Annotated in this window: 23 protein-coding genes; 16 read left to right on the forward strand and 7 right to left on the reverse strand. The window is 52.1% G+C overall.

What is annotated here, in order from left to right:
- The first annotated feature begins 438 nt into the window (after positions 1 to 438).
- The 7 genes from R2103_RS03820 (at position 439) to R2103_RS03850 (ending at position 5,937) form a co-directional block, all read left to right on the forward strand.
- A complete protein-coding gene (locus tag R2103_RS03820; RefSeq protein ID WP_317530201.1) occupies positions 439 to 789 on the forward strand; it encodes a nucleotidyltransferase domain-containing protein in 351 nt (116 codons plus the stop codon).
- The gene (locus tag R2103_RS03825) at positions 786 to 1,295 is read left to right on the forward strand and encodes a hypothetical protein (RefSeq protein ID WP_317530202.1); all 510 of its coding nucleotides are present in this window, start codon (positions 786 to 788) and stop codon (positions 1,293 to 1,295) included. Before R2103_RS03820 ends, R2103_RS03825 begins: the two co-directional genes overlap by 4 nt.
- Before the next feature lie 15 nt (positions 1,296 to 1,310).
- Complete coding sequence (sucC, locus tag R2103_RS03830) at positions 1,311 to 2,501, forward strand: ADP-forming succinate--CoA ligase subunit beta (RefSeq protein ID WP_317530203.1); 1,191 nt, start codon at positions 1,311 to 1,313, stop codon at positions 2,499 to 2,501.
- 18 nt (positions 2,502 to 2,519) lie between these two features.
- Positions 2,520 to 3,395, forward strand: a complete 876-nt coding sequence (sucD, locus tag R2103_RS03835; RefSeq protein WP_317530204.1) for a succinate--CoA ligase subunit alpha — start codon at positions 2,520 to 2,522, stop codon at positions 3,393 to 3,395.
- 11 nt (positions 3,396 to 3,406) lie between these two features.
- A complete protein-coding gene (locus R2103_RS03840) occupies positions 3,407 to 3,757 on the forward strand; it encodes a hypothetical protein (protein ID WP_317530205.1) in 351 nt (116 codons plus the stop codon).
- 22 nt (positions 3,758 to 3,779) lie between these two features.
- The gene (dacB, locus tag R2103_RS03845) at positions 3,780 to 5,222 is read left to right on the forward strand and encodes a D-alanyl-D-alanine carboxypeptidase/D-alanyl-D-alanine-endopeptidase (RefSeq protein ID WP_317530206.1); all 1,443 of its coding nucleotides are present in this window, start codon (positions 3,780 to 3,782) and stop codon (positions 5,220 to 5,222) included.
- Positions 5,223 to 5,346: 124 nt separating this feature from the next.
- Complete coding sequence (locus R2103_RS03850; RefSeq protein WP_317530207.1) at positions 5,347 to 5,937, forward strand: CBS domain-containing protein; 591 nt, start codon at positions 5,347 to 5,349, stop codon at positions 5,935 to 5,937.
- Between the two features lie 95 nt (positions 5,938 to 6,032).
- Here the strand turns inward: R2103_RS03850 and trpE are convergent, their stop codons facing one another.
- Genes trpE through rpe form a run of 3 tightly spaced genes read right to left on the reverse strand, consistent with a single transcriptional unit; the run spans position 6,033 to position 8,950 of the window.
- The gene (gene trpE, locus R2103_RS03855) at positions 6,033 to 7,505 is read right to left on the reverse strand and encodes an anthranilate synthase component I (RefSeq protein ID WP_317530208.1); all 1,473 of its coding nucleotides are present in this window, start codon (positions 7,503 to 7,505) and stop codon (positions 6,033 to 6,035) included.
- A gap of 8 nt (positions 7,506 to 7,513) precedes the next feature.
- The gene (locus R2103_RS03860) at positions 7,514 to 8,242 is read right to left on the reverse strand and encodes a phosphoglycolate phosphatase (RefSeq protein WP_317530209.1); all 729 of its coding nucleotides are present in this window, start codon (positions 8,240 to 8,242) and stop codon (positions 7,514 to 7,516) included.
- Positions 8,243 to 8,272: 30 nt separating this feature from the next.
- Positions 8,273 to 8,950: a ribulose-phosphate 3-epimerase gene (gene rpe / locus R2103_RS03865; protein WP_317530210.1), complete on the reverse strand. Its 678-nt coding sequence runs from the start codon at positions 8,948 to 8,950 to the stop codon at positions 8,273 to 8,275.
- A gap of 158 nt (positions 8,951 to 9,108) precedes the next feature.
- On the opposite strand from rpe, the gene apaG reads away from it, so the two are divergent.
- Positions 9,109 to 9,492, forward strand: a complete 384-nt coding sequence (gene apaG / locus R2103_RS03870; RefSeq protein ID WP_090320560.1) for a Co2+/Mg2+ efflux protein ApaG — start codon at positions 9,109 to 9,111, stop codon at positions 9,490 to 9,492.
- Positions 9,493 to 9,550: 58 nt separating this feature from the next.
- On the forward strand, positions 9,551 to 10,255 hold the full coding sequence (locus R2103_RS03875) for an SAM-dependent methyltransferase (protein WP_317530211.1): 705 nt from the start codon (positions 9,551 to 9,553) through the stop codon (positions 10,253 to 10,255).
- Positions 10,256 to 10,296: 41 nt separating this feature from the next.
- Here the strand turns inward: R2103_RS03875 and gloA are convergent, their stop codons facing one another.
- Positions 10,297 to 10,692, reverse strand: a complete 396-nt coding sequence (gene gloA / locus R2103_RS03880; RefSeq protein WP_317530212.1) for a lactoylglutathione lyase — start codon at positions 10,690 to 10,692, stop codon at positions 10,297 to 10,299.
- Complete coding sequence (locus R2103_RS03885) at positions 10,693 to 10,881, reverse strand: rubredoxin (protein ID WP_090320551.1); 189 nt, start codon at positions 10,879 to 10,881, stop codon at positions 10,693 to 10,695. It lies immediately after the preceding gene.
- 52 nt (positions 10,882 to 10,933) lie between these two features.
- Between R2103_RS03885 and thiD the strand changes: the two genes are divergently transcribed.
- Genes thiD through hemL form a run of 3 tightly spaced genes read left to right on the forward strand, consistent with a single transcriptional unit; the run spans position 10,934 to position 13,753 of the window.
- Positions 10,934 to 11,782, forward strand: a complete 849-nt coding sequence (gene thiD, locus R2103_RS03890; protein ID WP_317530213.1) for a bifunctional hydroxymethylpyrimidine kinase/phosphomethylpyrimidine kinase — start codon at positions 10,934 to 10,936, stop codon at positions 11,780 to 11,782.
- A 3-nt stretch (positions 11,783 to 11,785) separates the two neighbouring features.
- Entirely contained in the window at positions 11,786 to 12,433 is a 648-nt protein-coding gene (gene thiE / locus R2103_RS03895) for a thiamine phosphate synthase (RefSeq protein WP_317530214.1), read from the forward strand.
- 39 nt (positions 12,434 to 12,472) lie between these two features.
- On the forward strand, positions 12,473 to 13,753 hold the full coding sequence (hemL, locus tag R2103_RS03900) for a glutamate-1-semialdehyde 2,1-aminomutase (RefSeq protein WP_317530215.1): 1,281 nt from the start codon (positions 12,473 to 12,475) through the stop codon (positions 13,751 to 13,753).
- Positions 13,754 to 13,823: 70 nt separating this feature from the next.
- Here the strand turns inward: hemL and R2103_RS03905 are convergent, their stop codons facing one another.
- Entirely contained in the window at positions 13,824 to 14,477 is a 654-nt protein-coding gene (locus tag R2103_RS03905; protein ID WP_317530216.1) for a c-type cytochrome, read from the reverse strand.
- Positions 14,478 to 14,624: 147 nt separating this feature from the next.
- Here R2103_RS03905 and R2103_RS03910 point away from each other — a divergent pair, with 147 nt between their 5' ends.
- The 4 genes from R2103_RS03910 to rdgB all read left to right on the forward strand — a co-directional run bounded on the left by R2103_RS03910 (position 14,625) and on the right by rdgB (position 17,438).
- Positions 14,625 to 15,203: an SPOR domain-containing protein gene (locus tag R2103_RS03910; protein WP_317530217.1), complete on the forward strand. Its 579-nt coding sequence runs from the start codon at positions 14,625 to 14,627 to the stop codon at positions 15,201 to 15,203.
- Between the two features lie 70 nt (positions 15,204 to 15,273).
- A complete protein-coding gene (gene map / locus R2103_RS03915; protein ID WP_317530218.1) occupies positions 15,274 to 16,080 on the forward strand; it encodes a type I methionyl aminopeptidase in 807 nt (268 codons plus the stop codon).
- 36 nt (positions 16,081 to 16,116) lie between these two features.
- Positions 16,117 to 16,839 (forward strand): ribonuclease PH, encoded by a 723-nt coding sequence (gene rph / locus R2103_RS03920; protein WP_317530219.1) that lies wholly within the window; start codon positions 16,117 to 16,119, stop codon positions 16,837 to 16,839.
- Positions 16,836 to 17,438: an RdgB/HAM1 family non-canonical purine NTP pyrophosphatase gene (gene rdgB, locus R2103_RS03925; RefSeq protein ID WP_317530220.1), complete on the forward strand. Its 603-nt coding sequence runs from the start codon at positions 16,836 to 16,838 to the stop codon at positions 17,436 to 17,438. Before rph ends, rdgB begins: the two co-directional genes overlap by 4 nt.
- Before the next feature lie 68 nt (positions 17,439 to 17,506).
- Here the strand turns inward: rdgB and R2103_RS03930 are convergent, their stop codons facing one another.
- On the reverse strand, positions 17,507 to 19,132 hold the full coding sequence (locus tag R2103_RS03930) for a formate--tetrahydrofolate ligase (protein ID WP_317530221.1): 1,626 nt from the start codon (positions 19,130 to 19,132) through the stop codon (positions 17,507 to 17,509).
- Positions 19,133 to 19,189 lie beyond the last annotated feature (57 nt).

Below are 19,189 nucleotides of genomic sequence, written 5' to 3' on the forward strand. Positions count from 1 at the left end.
ATATGTTTGAATTGATTATATAAGTCAGATGCTTCTTTACTTTGATCCTATTAGGCAATAGGATAAGTAATCAGTAGGGAGTTGGTATAAAAGCAGAAAAACGCACGGAAGAAGAAAATGCAAGAGCTACTGGTGTTGCGACGTATGGAGCCTTGCTAAGCACACCAAGTGCGGTGCTTTTGGATCTTATTTGGTATGTAACAAATCAAAATTTAAACTTGCTGTAATGTAAATGCTGTATTTCACCCTATTAAAATGATTGATTTGTCTGTCTGATCGACTCGTCTGTCGTGACGAGCTTGGAATCTTGATGGAATGCAATTAAAAGCACCAGACTAAGAAATAACTATCGGTATATTTAATCTCTTCGGGTTATATTCTCCACTTGCTTTCGGCGGTTTTTTTATTTAACGAATTAAAGCTCATGGCTCCTGATTAATGATGGGACTCGATACTGACGCTTCACATCGCTTTAACACCAATCCCAGAGTCAGATTATCGGCCAGGGAAATCGAAAGCATCCACTTTGTGGTGCATCGCTTGCTGGGAGATGGTGCGCGTATTCGCATTTTTGGTTCTAGAGCGCGGTTGGATGAGAAGGGTGGAGATATCGATTTGCTGATCGAAACGGAACAGAAATTGGCTGATCGGGTTTTGACCACATGCCGGTTGACGAGTCAATTGCAGCTGCAACTCGGTGATCAGAAAATCGATGTCATCATCATTGACCCGGAGACACGGGAACAGCCAATCCATCAGATCGCGCGCCAAACCGGTGTAATCTTATGACAGTGGATACGCTCAAAATCGAATCAACCAGGTTGCTGAGTTTATTGAAAATAGTGCGGCGCGAAGGTGCATTGCTGCAGAAAACGGATACGCGGTTATTCACGATGGAACTGGATGCTGCGTGGGTGGAGCGGCTGGAAAACGATGATGATCTGGCGGAACGTCTCGATGCGTTTGTATCGCGTTTTGGCCGGATGCAGGATACTGTGGGAGATAAACTGATACCGGCTCTACTCCGGTCGATGGCGGAAAAAACCGGCAGTGCGTTGGATAACCTGAATCGGGCTGAGAAACTCGGTTTGTTGCCGTCGGTCGAGCATTGGTTGAATGCGCGTAATTTGCGCAATAAGTTGATCCACGAGTATGTGTCCGATCCTGAAGAATTTGCCGCAGCATTGAACAAAGCGCATGCGACGGTTTCATTACTGGTTACCGTCTACAATAGCATTAATCGTTATGCTCGCTCGCGTATTCCGGCGGCGGAGTGGCCGGAATTATTACCTTAAGGAGAAGTGATATCCATGAAAATCCATGAATACCAAGCCAAGGAAATTTTACGGCAATACGGCGTTGCAACACCGCAAGGCATTGCGTGTTTCAGTGTCGACGAAGCGGTGAATGCCGCTAAGCAGCTAGGCGGTGATGTGTGGGCGGTTAAGGCGCAGATTTATGCTGGCGGGCGCGGTAAGGGCGGCGGGGTGAAGGTGGCGCGGTCGTTGGACGAAGTGCGGCAGCGTGCTGGGGAGATTTTGGGCATGCGGCTGGTGACGCATCAGACCGGCGCGGAAGGGCAAATCGTGCATCGCCTTTTCATCGAGCAGGGTGTGAAGATTGAGAAAGAATTTTATGCCGGTATGGTGGCCGATCGGCGCCAGCAGCGCGTGTGTTTGATGGCGAGTTCCGAAGGCGGCATGGAGATCGAAAAAGTAGCTGCCGAGACGCCGGAGAAGATTCATAAAGTGTTTATCGATCCCATCGCAGGATTGAGTGAGCAGCAGGCGCAGGACATCGCGCAAAAAATCGGCATTCCGGCACAGAGCTTGCCGGGCGCTGTGACGTTGCTGCAAGGATTGTACCGGGCGTTCGATGAAACCGACGCATCGTTGCTGGAGATTAATCCGCTGGCGTTGACTGCGGAAAAACAAGTGATCGCGCTCGATGCCAAAATGAATTTTGATGATAACGCACTGTTTCGTCACCCAGAAGTCGTCGCGTTGCGCGATCTGGATGAGGAAGATCCGGTCGAGATCGAAGCCTCTAAACACGAATTATCGTATATCCCGCTCGATGGCAATATCGGTTGCCTGGTGAACGGTGCTGGCCTGGCGATGGCAACGATGGATATCATCAAACTATACGGCGGCAACCCGGCTAATTTTCTCGATGTGGGTGGCGGTGCGACGGCGGAAAAAGTCACCGAGGCGTTCAAGCTGATGCTGCGTAATCCCAAATTGCAGGCGATTTTGGTGAATATCTTTGGCGGCATCATGAAATGCGACGTGATTGCGCAAGGTGTGGTCGCCGCGGCGCGCGAGGTGCAGTTGAACGTGCCGTTGGTGGTGCGTCTGGAAGGCACCAACGTCGATCTCGGCAAGCAGATTCTCGCCGATTCCGGTTTGCCGATCATTTCGGCGACGGATATGGCCGATGCGGCGCAAAAAGCGGTCAATGCGGCGAAGTCGAAACCATCTTCGTGCGGTTGTCAGAGTTAATCATTTCAGGAGCAAAATATGTCTATTCTGATCAATCGCAACAGCCGCGTCATGACGCAGGGCATAACCGGAAAAACCGGGCAATTTCACACCCGTATGTGCCGCGACTACGCCAACGGCAAGGAATGCTTCGTTGCGGGGGTGAATCCGCGCAAACCGGGTGAGGATTTTGAAGGCATTCCCATTTATGCCACCGTTAAGGAAGCCAAACAACAAACCGGCGCCAATGTGTCGGTGATTTATGTGCCGCCGCCGTTTGCCGCTGCGGCGATCGACGAAGCGGTGGAAGCCGAGCTGGATTTGGTGATTTGTATCACCGAAGGCATTCCGGTGCGCGATATGATTCGCACACGTTATAAAATGCAAGGTAAGAAAACCCGGCTGATCGGCCCGAATTGCCCCGGTATCATCACGCCGGATGAGCTCAAGATCGGTATCATGCCCGGTTATATTCACAAAAAGGGCCGTATCGGCGTGGTGTCGCGTTCCGGCACGTTGACCTACGAGGCGGTGGCGCAGTTGATGGCGCTCGGACTCGGGCAATCTACTTGCATCGGCATCGGCGGCGATCCGGTTAACGGTCTGAAACATCTCGATGTGTTGCAATTGTTCAACGACGACGACGAAACCGACGCGGTGTTGATGGTCGGAGAAATCGGCGGCAGCGATGAGGAGGATTGCGCGCGCTGGGTCAAGGAAAATATGCGCAAACCGGTAGCCGGGTTCATCGCCGGGGTGACCGCGCCACCCGGTAAACGCATGGGCCACGCCGGTGCGATCATTTCCGGCGGCAAGGGTACGGCACAGGAAAAGCTCGATGTGATGGAATCCTGCGGTATCAAAGTCACGCGCAATCCGGCTGAAATGGGTAAATTGTTGAAATCGGTTTTGTAGTTTATTGAATAATGAGCAAAGGTACATTCATGCATTTTCGTTTATCGTTTTTCGTCATTCTTTTCACTATCATCGTTTCCGCGTGCAGCACAATGCCTGATAAGCAGCATCCGTTGTCCGATAAGCAACTGCCACTGCCCGGTAAGAAGCCGGAGCGCCCGGCAGGTCCGTTGCCGGAAAGCGCCAAACCCAAATACAACCTGACCGGTTATCCGGAAAATACGCAGCAGGGCTATATCGATGGCTGTGAAACCGCGAAAAGAACCAGTTGGGCTTTCAAAGACCTGAATCGCTATGACAAAGACGGGCAATACCGCATGGGTTGGGATGACGGCTTTGCTTTGTGTACGGGGAAGAAATAGTGCTTTTCAGTAACTAACCGCAATGTCCCGCCTTTATTTCTGCTTTAGTCTGTTGCTTCTGCAAAGCATCCTGCCGGTTGCTGCTTTTTCGCAAGGATTGCCGCCAACTGTTAAGCAAAAACTGCAACAACTGGCTATTCCGGAGACAGCAACCGGTGTGTACGTGCAGGAGATTGGCAAGAATCAGCCGATTGTCGCGGTCAATGCGGATGCGGCGATGAATCCGGCGTCGGTTATGAAATTGCTGACGACGTATGCCGGACTGGAATTACTCGGTCCGGCGTATACCTGGCCGACCATGCTGTACGCCAATGGCAAGATGGCTGACGGCGTATTGCAGGGTGATCTGATCATCAAAGGGTACGGCGATCCCAAGCTGGATCTGGAGAATTTCTGGCTGCTGATTCATCGGCTACGGCAAACCGGATTGCATGAGATCAAAGGCAATTTGATTCTCGATCACTCGCATTACGACATTCCCGCCGACGATCCGGGCGAGTTCGACGGACAACCCTATCGCACGTATAACGTGCTGCCGGAAGCGTTGCTGGTGAATTACCGCACCTCGACCATTCACCTGTTTCCGGAACCGGACAGAAATTCGGTGCGTGTGGTGGTCGATCCCTTACCGGAATCTTTGCGGGTGGAGAATAATTTAAAGCTTACCCAAGGTAAGTGCGGCGATTGGCAAAATCTGCTGACGATTGAGGTTGTTCCCGGCAAGGAAGAGAAAAATGATTTTACCGTGGCTTTGAACGGGAGTTTTTCCCGGCAGTGCGGCAAACAGTCGTATATGTTGAGTCTGCAAGACAGCGCTGTGTATACCCGCGACCTGTTTAAACGCTTATGGGCGCAGCAGGGCGGGCTATTTGACGGCGATGTGGTGCTGGGCCGGACGCCGCAGAATTTACCGCCGCTGAAAATTTATCAATCTCCGCCGCTGGCGGATATCATCCGCGGCATCAATAAATACAGTAACAATATCGCTGCGCGCCAGCTGTATTTGACACTAGGCACGGGCGATGTGGTCAGCAATAACTCTACCGCGACACTGGCCAAATCGGAGGTGGCAATCCGGCAATGGCTGGCATCCAAGCAACTGAGTTTTCCGGAATTGGTGGTGGAAAACGGTTCCGGCTTATCGCGCAGGGAACAGATCAGCGCGCGGCATATGGGGCAGTTGCTGTTGACTGCATTTAACAGCCCGGTGATGCCGGAGTTTATTTCTTCGCTGCCGATTGCGGCGGTTGACGGCACGCTGAAAAACCGTTTTACCGATACCCCGGTGAAAGGATTGGCGCATATGAAAACCGGCGCGCTCAACAATGTGCGTGCCTTGGCGGGTTATCTGCTGGATAAATCGGGGCGGCGCGTCATCGTGGTTTTTTTTGTCAATCACGAGCAAGCCGGACAGTCCCGCGCCGTCATGGATACGCTGGTGCAGTGGGTGTATAACCGGCAATAGGCTTTTCCCTACGATAAATAGGCCTATTGCTTCAAATGCTTTTTCGGCGTAGAGTTTCGACTCAAGGTAGGTGATCTATTTTGAAATCAGGTGTTTCCTTTCAACCCTCGAGGGAGTGCACAAAATGATGAATGAATATAAGTCTCTCAACGTGAAATGCCTATCCGGCACTGTACACATTTCCCATCCCCTGCCGTCCATTCCAGTCACGTTCGATTCTCCCGCGCTGGAAGTAATGACCGATTTACGCACCATTCATGCCGCAGTTATTGCACCTGGCGTACCGATGGAAATTGCCAATACTTACATGATGCAACGCGGTATCCGGACGCTGCTGGTCATGAACAATGACAATACGCTGGCCGGAATCATCACGGCTACCGATATTCTGGGCGAGAAGCCGATGCGCTTTATTCAGGAGCGTGGCGTGAAGCACCATGAAATTCTGGTGATGGACATCATGACACCACTGGATAAACTGGAAGCCATTTCGCTGGATGAGGTGGTGCATGCGCGGGTCGGTAATATTGTCGCCAGTTTGCGCGAAAGCGGCCGGTTGCATGCACTGGTGATCGACGATAACACCATCGGGCTGCCCAGGATTTGCGGTATTTTTTCCTGGACGCAAATAGAGAAACAATTGGGTATGATCATTTCCCCCAACAATGTTGCGAAGAGCTTTGCGGAAATCGAATCGACATTGATTGCCAGCTAGATCCGGAATTCATTCAAGCAAACAAAGAAGCAGCGCGATTTGATTCCGTTTACGGCTACTGGAATGGAGCCATGAACGGAATCACCATTTTCTGTTCAGATTTTACTATCCAAACCATTCTCGGCAATTTCCGCCGCGCGAAGAATAGCTTTGGCTTTATTCTGCGTTTCTATCCATTCGTTTTGCGGCACCGAATCGGCAACGATTCCCGCGCCTGCCTGGACATGCAGTGTGCCGTCTTTGATGACAGCGGTGCGGATGGCGATAGCCAAGTCCATATCGCCGTTGAAACCGAGATAGCCGACCGCTCCCGCATACACACCGCGTTTGGAGACTTCCAGCTCGTCGATAATTTCCATTGCGCGTACTTTCGGCGCGCCGCTGACGGTGCCGGCCGGGAAGGTCGCGCGCAGCACGTCGATGGCGCTGAGCTCAGGTTTTAATTTACCTTCCACGTTAGACACGATGTGCATCACGTGTGAGTAGTTTTCGATTTGCATTTTTTCCGTCACTTTAACCGTTCCGGTTTGCGCGACGCGGCCAATGTCGTTGCGGCCTAAATCCATCAGCATGACGTGTTCGGCGATTTCTTTCGGATCGGCTAACAGATCGGCTGCCAATTCAGCATCTTCCTGCGGATTTTTGCCGCGTGGACGTGTGCCTGCAATCGGCCGGACGGTTACGTTACCGCTTTCAAGGCGTACCAGAATCTCGGGTGAAGCGCCGACGACATGGAAATCATCGAAGTGATAAAAGAACATGTACGGCGATGGATTGAGGCTGCGCAACGCGCGATACAGCGCCAGCGGCGATGCGCCGAAAGGCTTGCTGGTGCGCTGCGATAGCACGACTTGCATAATATCGCCGTCGTAAATGTAGCGTTTGGCCCGCTCCACCGCGGCTTTGAAATCCGCTTCGGGAAATTCGGGAACGGCAGCAGCGGAAGCAACCGCTTGTTCGGTCGGAATCGTAATCGGCTGACGCAGATTGGCCAGCAGTGTTCTCAGACGATTTTGCCCGTCCGCATAAGCATTCTTATTTTCCGGATTCACATAAACGATCAGGTACAGCTTGCCGGAAAGATTGTCCACCACCGCGAGTTCTTCCGATAGCAGCAGCAGCATGTCCGGCGTATTGAGAGCATCCGGTTTGGCGTAACCCTGCAATTTGTGCTCGATGTAACGCACGGTATCGTACGAGAAGTAACCGGCCAGGCCGCCGCAGAAACGCGATTTTCCGGCCGGGCAGGGTGCCGCTTTGAATTGCGCCAGATAGGATTCGACAAAAACCAAGGGATTACTGACAGTAACTGTTTCCGATGAATCCGGACTGATCGTGGTAACCGAATTTTCACGTGCTTCGATACGCGTTGTTGCCGGTAAGCCGATGATCGAAAACCGGCCGAAACGCTCACCGCCTTGCACCGATTCCAGCAAATAAGAATAAGGCTGGTTCGCCAGCTTCAGATAGATGGATAGCGGTGTATCGAGATCGGCAAAAGTTTCCAGTACAACCGGAATGCGGTTGTATCCTTGCTGCGCAAGCTGATCAAATTCGGCTTCGGTCATGTGCGCAGTCAGGGCAGTTTGGTAATCAATTTGGATGCATCCACCAGTGACTCGACGATGGCATCACAATCGAGCTCGTACACGTTACGCCCTTCGTTATAACCATAGGTAACACAGAACACGTGACAGCCCGCCGCGCGAGCGGCGATAGCGTCGTTCAGCGAGTCACCGATCAGCAGCGCTTCGTGCGGTTGTGCGTTGAAGTGCTTGCAGATATGCGTCAGCGGCAGCGGATCCGGTTTTTTCTTCGGTAGGCTGTCGCCGGACAGAATGATTTCGAATTTGTCGAACAATCCGGTGGCGCGCAGCAGTGGCAGCGTGAATGCTTCCGCTTTATTGGTAATGCAAGCCAGTCTGAAACCGGCTTGCTGTAGTGCTTCCACACCTTCAACCACACCCGGGTAGGGGCGTGTGTTCCGGCTCAGATTGTTCGCGTAGTGTTGTTCATAAATCGGCAGCGCTTTGGCAAACAAAGCGGCATCCGGTTCACCATCGAGCTGGCCGGTCAAAGTGCGTTTGACCAGCTTTTGTATGCCTTTGCCGATATACGAGCGGATCGTTGCCGTCGATTGCTCCGGCATATTCAGATCTTTCAACATCAGGTTCGCGGATAACGCGAGATCCTCGGCGGTGTCGAGCAGCGTGCCATCGAGATCGATCATGATGACTTTGACCGCTAACGGAGGCTCGATTTTTCTTGCCGGAGCGTTTGTGTTGCTAGAGAGACTTGGGTTCATTGGAATACAGGAAACAGCCGTTTCAGTGAGTTAAACTTTTGCCAATTCAGCGCGGAATGCAGCCAGGATGGAATCGTAGCGATGCGGATCGGCGTCCTTGCCAGCTTGATAAATAGCGGATCCGGCGACAAAAGTATCGGCACCGGCGCGAGCGATTTCGGCAATGTTGTCAACTTTCACGCCACCGTCGATTTCCAGCAGAATGTCTCTGCCACTCGCATCGATGCGCTTTCTAACGGCGCGCAGTTTGTTCAGCGCTTCGGGAATGAATTTCTGTCCGCCAAAACCGGGGTTGACCGACATAATCAGAACCAAATCCAGTTTGTCGAGCACATGATCCAGATAATGCAGCGGTGTGGCCGGGTTAAATACCAATCCCGCCTTGCAGCCTTGTTCCTTGATCAAGCCAATGGTGCGGTCGATATGGTTGGACGCTTCCGGGTGAAACGAAATGATGTTGGCGCCGGCTTTGGCGAAGTCGGGAATAATTCTATCCACGGGTTCGACCATCAAATGCACATCGATCATGGCATCGGTGACCGGGCGAATGGCTTCGCAAACCAAGGGGCCGATGGTGAGATTCGGTACATAGTGATTGTCCATCACGTCAAAATGAACGATATCCGCGCCTGAATCAATCACATCGGCGATCTCTTGACCTAGTTTGGCAAAATTGGCGGAAAGGATGCTGGGGGCGATGCGGTACATGGAAAAAACCTCTCAATTAGCAAATCCGGTATTTTAACCGCAAATGACAAGCTGCGCGTAACAGAGTGAAAATTATTGCGTAAATTATTCCCATCGATACGTCTTAAACTTTTTCTTGGTAAACTACTGCCAAAAGTAAAAACAACCTGGACTGCAAGATGACCGAAGAGAAGAAGTACGAAATCGATGTTACGGTACGCACGTTGTATCTGCCCGATCAATCGGATGAAGAAGCGGATAGGCATGTGTTCGCCTATACCATTACCATAGCCAATAACGGTACGGTGGCTTCCCAGCTGATCAGCCGGCACTGGATCATCGATAATGGCGATGGCACTACGCAGGAAGTGCGCGGGTTGGGCGTTGTGGGCGAGCAACCCTTGCTGAAGCCGGGCGATAGCTTTGAATACACCAGCGGAACGGTCATTTCGACATCGGTCGGTTCAATGAAAGGAAGCTACCAGATGGCGGCGGAAGATGGCTATCACTTTGATGTTGCGATACCGGAATTCATTCTGAGCGCGCCGAGAATTTTGCATTAGTGCGCCCGGATTTTTTGTTTAATTTCATGCTTGATATTTTCACGCTACCGGTATTTTGATGGTCGGAAAACTGTATTTAATCCCAACTCCGATCAGTCAGGAAAATATGGCTTGGGCTTTGCCTGCGGCAGTGCAGCAATGTATCGAGGAATTATCCTATTTCATCGTCGAACATCCGAAAACGGCGCGGCAATTTCTTAAACAACTGAACTGCAAATTGCCCTTGCAGGACTTGCATATGCAAACTTTAAACGAACATACGCTGGCAAAAGATGTGCGAGCGTTGCTCGATCCATTGCTGGCCGGGCATGATGTAGGCTTATTGTCGGAAGCGGGATGTCCGGCGGTAGCCGATCCGGGGGCCGAATTGGTCCGCCTGGCGCACAAAAACAATATTGTCGTGACACCGCTGGTTGGTCCTTCCGCCATTTTGCTGGCGCTGATGGCGTCGGGTTTGAACGGACAACGGTTTGCTTTTCATGGCTATTTGCCGGTGGAAAGTGTTGCGCGGGCAAACAGAATTGTTGAACTGGAAAAATTATCGATCAGTTTGCAGCAGACGCAGATTTTTATCGAAGCGCCGTACCGCAACCAAAAATTACTGGAGCAACTGGTTAGTGTGTGCCGTGACAGTACGGACTTATGCGTGGCAAGTCATCTTACCTTTTCCAACGAGTTGGTTATGACCAAACCGGTCAAGGAATGGCGGCGTTCGCTGCCGGATATCAATAAGATACCGGCTATTTTTTTATTGCACGGATAAAATTTGCTGACAGGGTATCGTTGAATCCCGGTTCGCGGGAGTTACTGACCGGGTTGTTTTTTCTGAATGAATTCGATTTTGTATCCGTCGGGGTCTTCGATAAATGCAATCACCGTTGTACCGTGCTTCATCGGACCCGCTTCGCGGGTTACTTTGCCACCCATCTTTTTGGTATTTTCGCAGGCTTGGTAAGCATCGTCCACTTCGACGGCAATGTGACCGAAGCCATCACCCAGGTTGTACGACGGTGTGTCCCAATTGTGCGTCAGCTCCAGAACAGTGCCGCTGGCTTCGTCCTGATAGCCGACGAAAGCAAGGGTGAATTTACCGTCGGGATAATCTTTGCGGCGCAGCAGCTTCATACCCAGCACTTGCGTATAAAATGCCAGTGATTTGTCGAGATTGCCGACGCGAAGCATGGTATGCAAAATGCGCATTTATATTTTCACCATCTCAAAATCTTCTTTACGCGCGCCGCATTCCGGACAGGTCCAGTTGATCGGCACATCTTCCCAGCGCGTGCCCGGTGCAATGCCTTCATCCGGAGATCCCAAGGCTTCATCATAGATATAGCCGCAAATTAAGCACATGTAACGATTGAATTCACGATTCTCTTCGGTAGGCATGATAGATAGCAGTTTCCTTTTAGGTTAAAATGATATTTTACGGTATTAATGCATGTTACAGCCACCCCCAATCGTACTTTCTTTTGCAGCCAATGACCCCACCGGCGGAGCAGGTCTGCAGGCTGATCTGCTCACCATTGCCAGTATGGGGTGCCATCCGTTATCGGTGATGACCGCTATTACGGTGCAAGATACAACCGGCGTGGATGATGTCATGGCGCTGGATCCCGAATGGATTGCCGATCAGGCCCGGGCGGTATTGGAAGATATGCCGGTGCATGCATTTAAAATCGGTTTATTGGGCAGCGTTGAGATTATCGCTGCGATTGCCGAAGTGATTTCCGATTATCCGCACATTCCATTGGTAATGGATCCGGTATTAACCTCCGGGCGCGGGGATGAGCTGGCGAACGATGAGATGATCGATGCGATGCGGGAATTATTACTGCCGCAAGTCACCATATTGACGCCCAATAGCCTGGAAGCCAGGCATCTCGCGCAGCAGGACAATGATAGCAGCGAAAACAAACTGGATTTAAGTCTTTGCGCGCAGCGGTTACTGCATATGGGATGCGAATATGTGCTGATCACCGGCACGCACGAGAATACTGCCCAGGTGACGAACACGCTCTTTGCCGCGGATGGCATTGTGCGCGCGGATCATTGGGAAAGGCTGGAGCATACCTATCACGGTTCGGGTTGCACGCTGGCCTCGGCGATAGCCGCTTCATTGGCCAATGGATTGTCCATCACCGACAGCGTGCTGGAAGCGCAGGACTATACCTGGCATACACTGCAAGCAGGATTCCGTCCCGGCATGGGACAATATATCCCCAACCGGCTTTTCTGGGCTAGAGATACCGAAGACGACCACGATCATGATCACGAAGATAAGAGCTAGTCGTTGAGAAACCCAAGGATTAGCGGGCTGTACGCGATAACGCCGGATCTGAGCGATACGGATGATTTGCTCAATAAAACGCAGCAGGCGCTGGAAGGCGGCGCGCGGCTTGTGCAATATCGCAATAAATCTGCGGATAAGATGTTGCTGAAGGAACAAGCTAAATCATTGCTGCAACTGTGCAGGGCGTACGAAATTCCTTTGATCATCAACGATCATATTGATTTGGCGATGGCAATCGATGCGGATGGCGTGCATGTGGGACTGGGCGATATACCGGTTAGCGCTGCGCGCGAACGGCTGGGGCAAGGAAAAATTGTCGGCGCATCGTGTTATAACAATCTGCATCTGGCGCTTCAGGCGGAAGAATCGGGGTCGGATTATGTGGCTTTCGGCGCATTTTTTCCTTCGGCGACTAAAACGGATACAGTACCGGTTTCAACCAATCTGGTTGATTATGCCAAACAGAAAGTAACGGTTCCCATTGTAGGGATCGGCGGTATCCGGTTAATCAATGCTGCGGCGGTTATCGAAAGCGGATGCGACGCGATAGCTGTTTGCAATGATTTGTTCGGTACAGAAAATATCACGGTAAAAGCGCTGCAATACACTCAGTTATTTGCAGAAAAATCAAAACATAATGTAATTTAAACAGCGGTATATCGATTAATTTTTATTAAGAGCGGCTAAATGACATCACGCAATCATCAGTTATTTGAACAATCTCAGCAATACATTCCAGGCGGCGTTAATTCTCCGGTGCGTGCTTTTAAATCGGTCGGCGGCGAACCGGTCTTTTTTCAACGCGGCGAGGGCGCTTATTTTTGGGATGCGGATGGTAAGCAGTACATCGACTATGTCGGATCGTGGGGGCCGCTGATTCTCGGCCATGCTCATCCGGATGTGGTCAAAACCGTTCAAGCTGTAGTACAAAACGGTCTGACCTTCGGCGCACCGACCGAAGCGGAACTGAACATCGCACAATTGATTTGCCAGCTGCTTCCATCCATTGAACAAGTCCGGCTGGTCAGCTCCGGCACGGAAGCGGGTATGAGTGTTATCCGCTTGGCGCGTGGTTTTACGGGCAGAAGCAAGATCATTAAATTCGAGGGCTGTTATCACGGCCACGACGATTCCTTGCTGGTCAAAGCGGGTTCAGGCGCGTTGACTTTCGGCAATCCGAGTTCGGCCGGTGTTCCGGCGGAAACGGCGGGACATACCATTGTGCTGGATTTCAACGATATCGCCGGCGTGGAAGAAGCCTTCAACAAATGGGGCAAGGAAATTGCCGCGGTGATTGTGGAGCCGGTGGCCGGTAACATGAACCTGATCGCTCCCAAAGCGGATTTTCTCGCCAAACTGCGGGCATTGTGTACGCAAAACGGCAGCGTGCTGATATTCGATGAAGTGATGACGGGATTTCGCGTTGGCTTAGGCTGTGCGCAGGGCCTGTATCAGATTAAGCCCGATTTGACGGCTTTGGGCAAAGTCATCGGTGGCGGCATGCCGATGGCCGCATTCGGCGGACGCCGCGAGATTATGCAATGTCTTGCGCCACTCGGCCCGGTTTATCAAGCAGGCACATTGTCCGGTAATCCGGTGGCAGTTGCGGCTGGATTGGCTACGCTGAAACTGATCCAGGCGCCTGGTTTTTATGACCGGCTAGCGGATAGGACGCGGCAATTGGCCGATGGCCTTGCCGTCGCAGCTAGAAATCACGGTATCGATTTTTGCGCGCAGTCGATTGGAGGTATGTTCGGACTGTATTTCAGCAAGGACATTCCCACCAGTTTCGCCGAAGTGATGCAATGCGACAAGGCGGCGTTTAACCGGTTCTTCCACGCCATGCTGGAGGAGGGCGTTTATTTTGCGCCGTCAGCATTTGAAGCGGGTTTTGTTTCTATCATGCATGGCGATGACGAGTTGAATAAAACATTGTCGGCGGCGGACAAGATATTCAAGAACTGGTAGATTCTCAAGGAAGCAGGCAATAAAAAAGGCGGCATGGCCGCCTTTTTTATTGGTTTCAAACCGGATGCGATTAACGCATGGTGGAAATATAAGCTGATACGGCACGTTTTTCATTCGCGCTCATGCGATGGACAACTTTTTGCATGACTTTGTTATCGTTCCCGCGATCGCCGGTATTAAACTGATTTAACTGTGTCAACGTGTATTCCGCATGTTGACCGGCAACGCCAGGATAGCGCGGCACAATACCGGATCCGGTCGGGCCGTGGCAGCTCGCACAGGCAGGGATGCCATTTTCGATGTTGCCGCCGTGGTAAAGAATTTTTCCTGTGTCCAGCAGTTTTTCGTCAGCCTCTATCTGACTTGGCACCGTTTTTTGCTGCGCATAGTATTCTCCCAGTTTTTTCATATCTTCCTGTGAAAGTGCGGCAACCATCGAAGACATTACCGGACTATTACGCTTAGCCGGCTCGGTTTCGCTGGCTTTAAAATCCATCAACTGCTTGGTGATATACTCCGCTTGCTGTCCGGCCAGAATAGGATTCATCGGGATGACGCTGTTGCCATCCGCATTGTGACAACCGGCGCAAACACCGGAAGCGATTTCTTGCGCACTGGCTGGAGCAGCAGGCGCGGCGCTGGAGTCAGCGGCTGTTTCTTCAGCGGCCAGAGGCGCAGCTATTGTAAGTGCTGCGAGCATTACCATATGTTTAATCATTTTCATATCTCGTGTTCCCATTTAAGAGCATTCAAAAGTTGGTAGGTGTGTTGAAAATTAACGGCGTATTTTAACAAGGCACAAGAGCATTAACAACAAAATTCAAATGGTCTTCATTATTTAATATTTTATTTTTCAATGAAAATAATCTTCATGCTGCTATTGATTGTTAACATTGCCTATCTGGCTGTTACACAGCTTCATTTTGACAGGCAAAAAGGGGGCGCGCCGGCCGAGGTCAATCCCGAAAAAATCGTGCTGGTTCCGGCGCAGGAAAATTGTTTGCTGTGGGGTGATTTTTATGAAGAGCAGATACGCTACGCCGAAACCGTACTGACCGATTTATTTCCTGACTTGATGTACGACGCCGAGGAATCCGCTCAAACCACGATGTATTGGTTGTATATTCCACGCTATCCGAATAAGGAGGCGGCCAATCGTGAGATCAATAAATTGAGGAATCTTGGTATTGTCAGCTTTCGTGTCAAAGACGACAATCAATGGCAGAATGCGGTATCGCTCGGCATGTTTTACGACCAGCAGGATGCGCTCAAGCAGTTACGGGAGATCGAAAAAAAAGGCATCACCAATGCTAAGATAGAAGAACGTAGCGTGATGCTTAAAAAAATAGTCATTCATAATCCGGCGCACATGGTGAAGGAGCAAATGCAGAAATTAGTCGAACAATTTGACGATACCCGTTTGGCTCAAGGCAAGTGTGAACGTTTATAATGGACAGCACTGCTGTAAAGCGGAATAATCAACGCTATCACTTCTATCACTGAATAATAACTAAACAATAATGACGGTATCCATCAAAACACCGCAAGAAATAGAAACAATGCGCATCGCCGGCCGGTTGGCGTCGGAAGTTCTGGATTACATCGCACCTCATGTGGTGGCGGGTATTACCACCGAAGAACTGGATACGCTCTGCCATCGCTACATGGTGGACGTGCAGAAAACCGTTCCCGCGCCGCTGAATTATGCGCCATCGGGGCATACACCGTATCCCAAATCGATTTGCACATCGGTCAATCATCAAATCTGTCATGGTGTTCCCGGACCGAAAAAATTAAAGAACGGTGACATTGTCAATCTGGATATCACTGTGATTTATGAAGGTTATCATGGCGATACCAGCCGTATGTTCTATGTCGGCGAACCCTCGATTCAAGCCAAGCGCTTGTGCGAAGTAACCTACGAAGCCATGTGGCGCGGTATTGATGAAGTGAAACCGGGCGCTCATCTGGGCGATATCGGCTTTGCCATTCAGAAGCTGGCTGAAGGTGTAGGCTATAGCGTGGTGCGGGAATTTTGCGGACACGGCATCGGCGCCAAATTCCACGAAAATCCGCAGGTGCTGCATTACGGGCGGCGCGGCACCGGCATGGAACTCAAACCCGGTATGATTTTTACCATCGAACCGATGATTAACGCCGGTAAAGCCGCGATTCGGCACCTTCCGGATGGTTGGACCATCACCACCAAGGACGGCAGTCTGTCGGCGCAATGGGAACATACCGTTCTGGTGACCGGTGACGGCTACGAAGTGCTGACCGTATCGGCAGGTTCTCCCCCCAAACCGGTTTACCGCTTCGGCAGCTAAGCAGTTAAATTCTCTCTTTATCCTGGATTGTTTACTATGACACGAAGTCATCATCGTACCGCTGCGCAAATCCGCCCGGTCAAAATCACCCGCCGTTACATCAAGCACGCCGATGGTTCCGTGTTGATCGAATGCGGCGACACCAAAGTTATCTGCACTGCCAGCATCAGCGAACAGATTCCGCCGTTCCTGAAAGGTCAGGGGCAGGGTTGGCTGACTGCGGAATACGGCATGCTGCCGGGTTCGACGCATAGCCGCATGCAGCGCGAGGCGGCCAAAGGCAAACAAACCGGGCGCACCATGGAAATCCAGCGTCTCATCGGACGTGCTTTGCGCGCTGCGGTGGATCTGAAAAAACTGGGCGAGCGCACCATCCAAATCGATTGCGATGTTATTCAAGCCGATGGCGGTACCCGTACCGCCAGCATCACCGGTGCTTTTGTCGCACTGCACGATGCGATCCAGAAACTACTCGATCAGAAACTCATCGAAGCCACGCCGATCATCGATCATGTCGCGGCCATTTCGGTCGGTATTTTTGAAGGCACGCCGGTTCTGGATTTGGATTACGTGGAAGATTCCGCCTGCGATACCGACATGAACGTCGTCATGACTGGTAGATTGCATCTCATCGAAGTGCAGGGAACCGCCGAAGGCAATGCCTTTAGCCGCACCGAACTGAACACCATGCTCGACATGGCGCAACACGGCATCGAAGAATTGATCGCCATCCAGCGCAATGTACTGACGCAGCCATGAGTACGCTGAAAAAACTGGTTATCGCCAGCAATAACAAAGGCAAGCTGCGCGAAATCGGCGAATTATTGGCGCCGCTGGCCATCGACGTTGCGCCACAATCCGAATTCAACATCAGCGAAGCCGACGAACCGCACATTACATTTGTCGAAAATGCGCTCGCCAAAGCCCGCCACGCCAGCCGCTGCTCCGGTTTGCCTGTTCTTGCGGATGACTCCGGTATCTGCGTCAGCGCGCTGGGCGGTGCTCCCGGTGTGAATTCCGCCCGCTACGCCGGAGAACCCAAATCGGACGAGCGCAACAATCTCAAATTGATCGAATCACTGAAAAATCAAACCGACCGGCGCGCTTATTACTACTGTGTGATTGTGCTAGTGCGCCATGCCGACGACCCGCAACCACTCATCGTCGACGGCTCGTGGTACGGTGAAATCATCGATCAACCGCGCGGCAGCGGCGGCTTTGGCTACGACCCCTACTTTTTCCTGCCCGCATTCGGTAAAACCTCCGCCGAATTAACCGCCGAACAGAAAAATCAAATCAGCCACCGTGGCCAGGCATTAGCGAAGTTGGTGGAAATTCTACAAGCTGGGAAGTTTTAAACCGTCACTGCCAAATGCTTTGACGTGAGTGCGAGCACAAAAAATGCTCGATCTCATGGATTCTTCATTCAAACACCGATGATGCCGCCATCATCACTCAAATCAATACGATGCGCAGCCGGATCGTGTGGCAATCCCGGCATCGTGACGATGTCGCCGGTCATCACCAGCAAATAGCCAGCTCCTGCGGCGATGCGCACCGATTCCACCGGCAGAGGAAATGCCTCTGGATGGCCTACTTTGGCGGGATCGCTGCTAAGCGACAGATGGGTTTTGGCGATACACACTGGTAACCGGTCGTAACCCAATTCGCGGATTCGTTCGAGGTCTTGCTTCGCTGCCCGGCTGAACTCGACTTCGCTGGCGCCATAGATGGTGCTGGCAACAGCCGCAATCTTGTCTTCGGGTGAATCATTCAGATCGTATAAGTAGCGCACGGGTGGCTGCGGCCGGTTGGTCATCGCGACCACTGCATGCGCTAACACTTCAGCTCCAGCGCCTCCATCGGTGAAACCGGTGAAAATGGCAATGCTCAATCCAAGCTTAGCGCAGTACTGTTCGATAAGGCTTAGTTCGTTTCCGGTATCGCCAATGAAACGATTGATGGCGATGACCGGCTCAAAGCCGAAAGCCCGCACGCTCTCTACGTGATGCTGCAAATGCGCCAGGCCGCGCTCGATTTCTTCGATACTGCCGGGGCGGGAAGGATCGCCGCCGCCGTGCACCCGCAGCGCTCGCGCGGTGACGACCAGCACCACCGCGCTCGGCCATAATTCGGCACTGCGGCATTTCAGATCGAAAAATTTCTCCGCGCCCAGATCAAAGCCGAAACCCGCTTCCGTCACCACCCAATCGGCACAAGCAGCCGCCGCCTTGGTGGCGATTACGCTGTTGCAGCCGTGTGCGATATTGCCGAAAGGGCCGCCGTGCACGAAAGCCGGGACGCCTTCGGTGGTTTGCACCAGATTCGGCAGTATCGCATCGTGCAGCAAAGCCGCCATCGCCCCCGTCGCCTGGAGGCTTTGCGCCGTGACCGGATTACCGGAACGGTCGAACCCAACCAGAATACGCCCCAAGCGCGCTTTGAGATCGGCGAGATCTTCGGCCAGACACAGAATGGCCATGACTTCGGAAGCCGCGGTAATGTCGAACCCGGTTTCGCGCGGCACGCCGTTGAGCCGCCCGCCCAACCCGATCACCGCTTGCCGCAGCGAGCGGTCGTTCATATCCAACACGCGACGCCAGAAAACCTGACGATGCTCCAGATCCAAGCCGCTGCGAAAGTGAACGGCGTTATCGAGCAACGCGGCGAGCAGGTTGTGCGCCGCGCCGATAGCATGCAGATCGCCGGTGAAATGCATATTGATGCGCGTCGACGGCTCAAGCTGACAACGCCCGCCACCGGTACCGCCGCCTTTAATGCCGAAAATAGGCCCCAAAGACGGCTCGCGCAATGCCAACGCAACGCGCTGCCCGATGCGCGCCAGTCCCTGCGCTAATCCGATAGAAACCGTCGTTTTTCCTTCACCCATCCGCGTCGGATTGATCGCCGAGACCAGGACGATTTTACCTTTGGGTTGCGCATCTTTTTCCGGCAAAGCACTCAATCCCAGTTTCGCCATATGCTCACCGAACAGCATGAGGTTATCCGGTTGCAGGTCAAGCTTTGCGGCGATATCGACGATGGGGCGCATGTTGAAAATCCGGGATCAAGGGACTGAAAAAGAGGTCGGCGGTATAAGTGGAGATTT

The sequence above is a fragment of the Nitrosomonas sp. Is24 genome, from assembly GCF_033063335.1.
GTDB lineage: Bacteria > Pseudomonadota > Gammaproteobacteria > Burkholderiales > Nitrosomonadaceae > Nitrosomonas.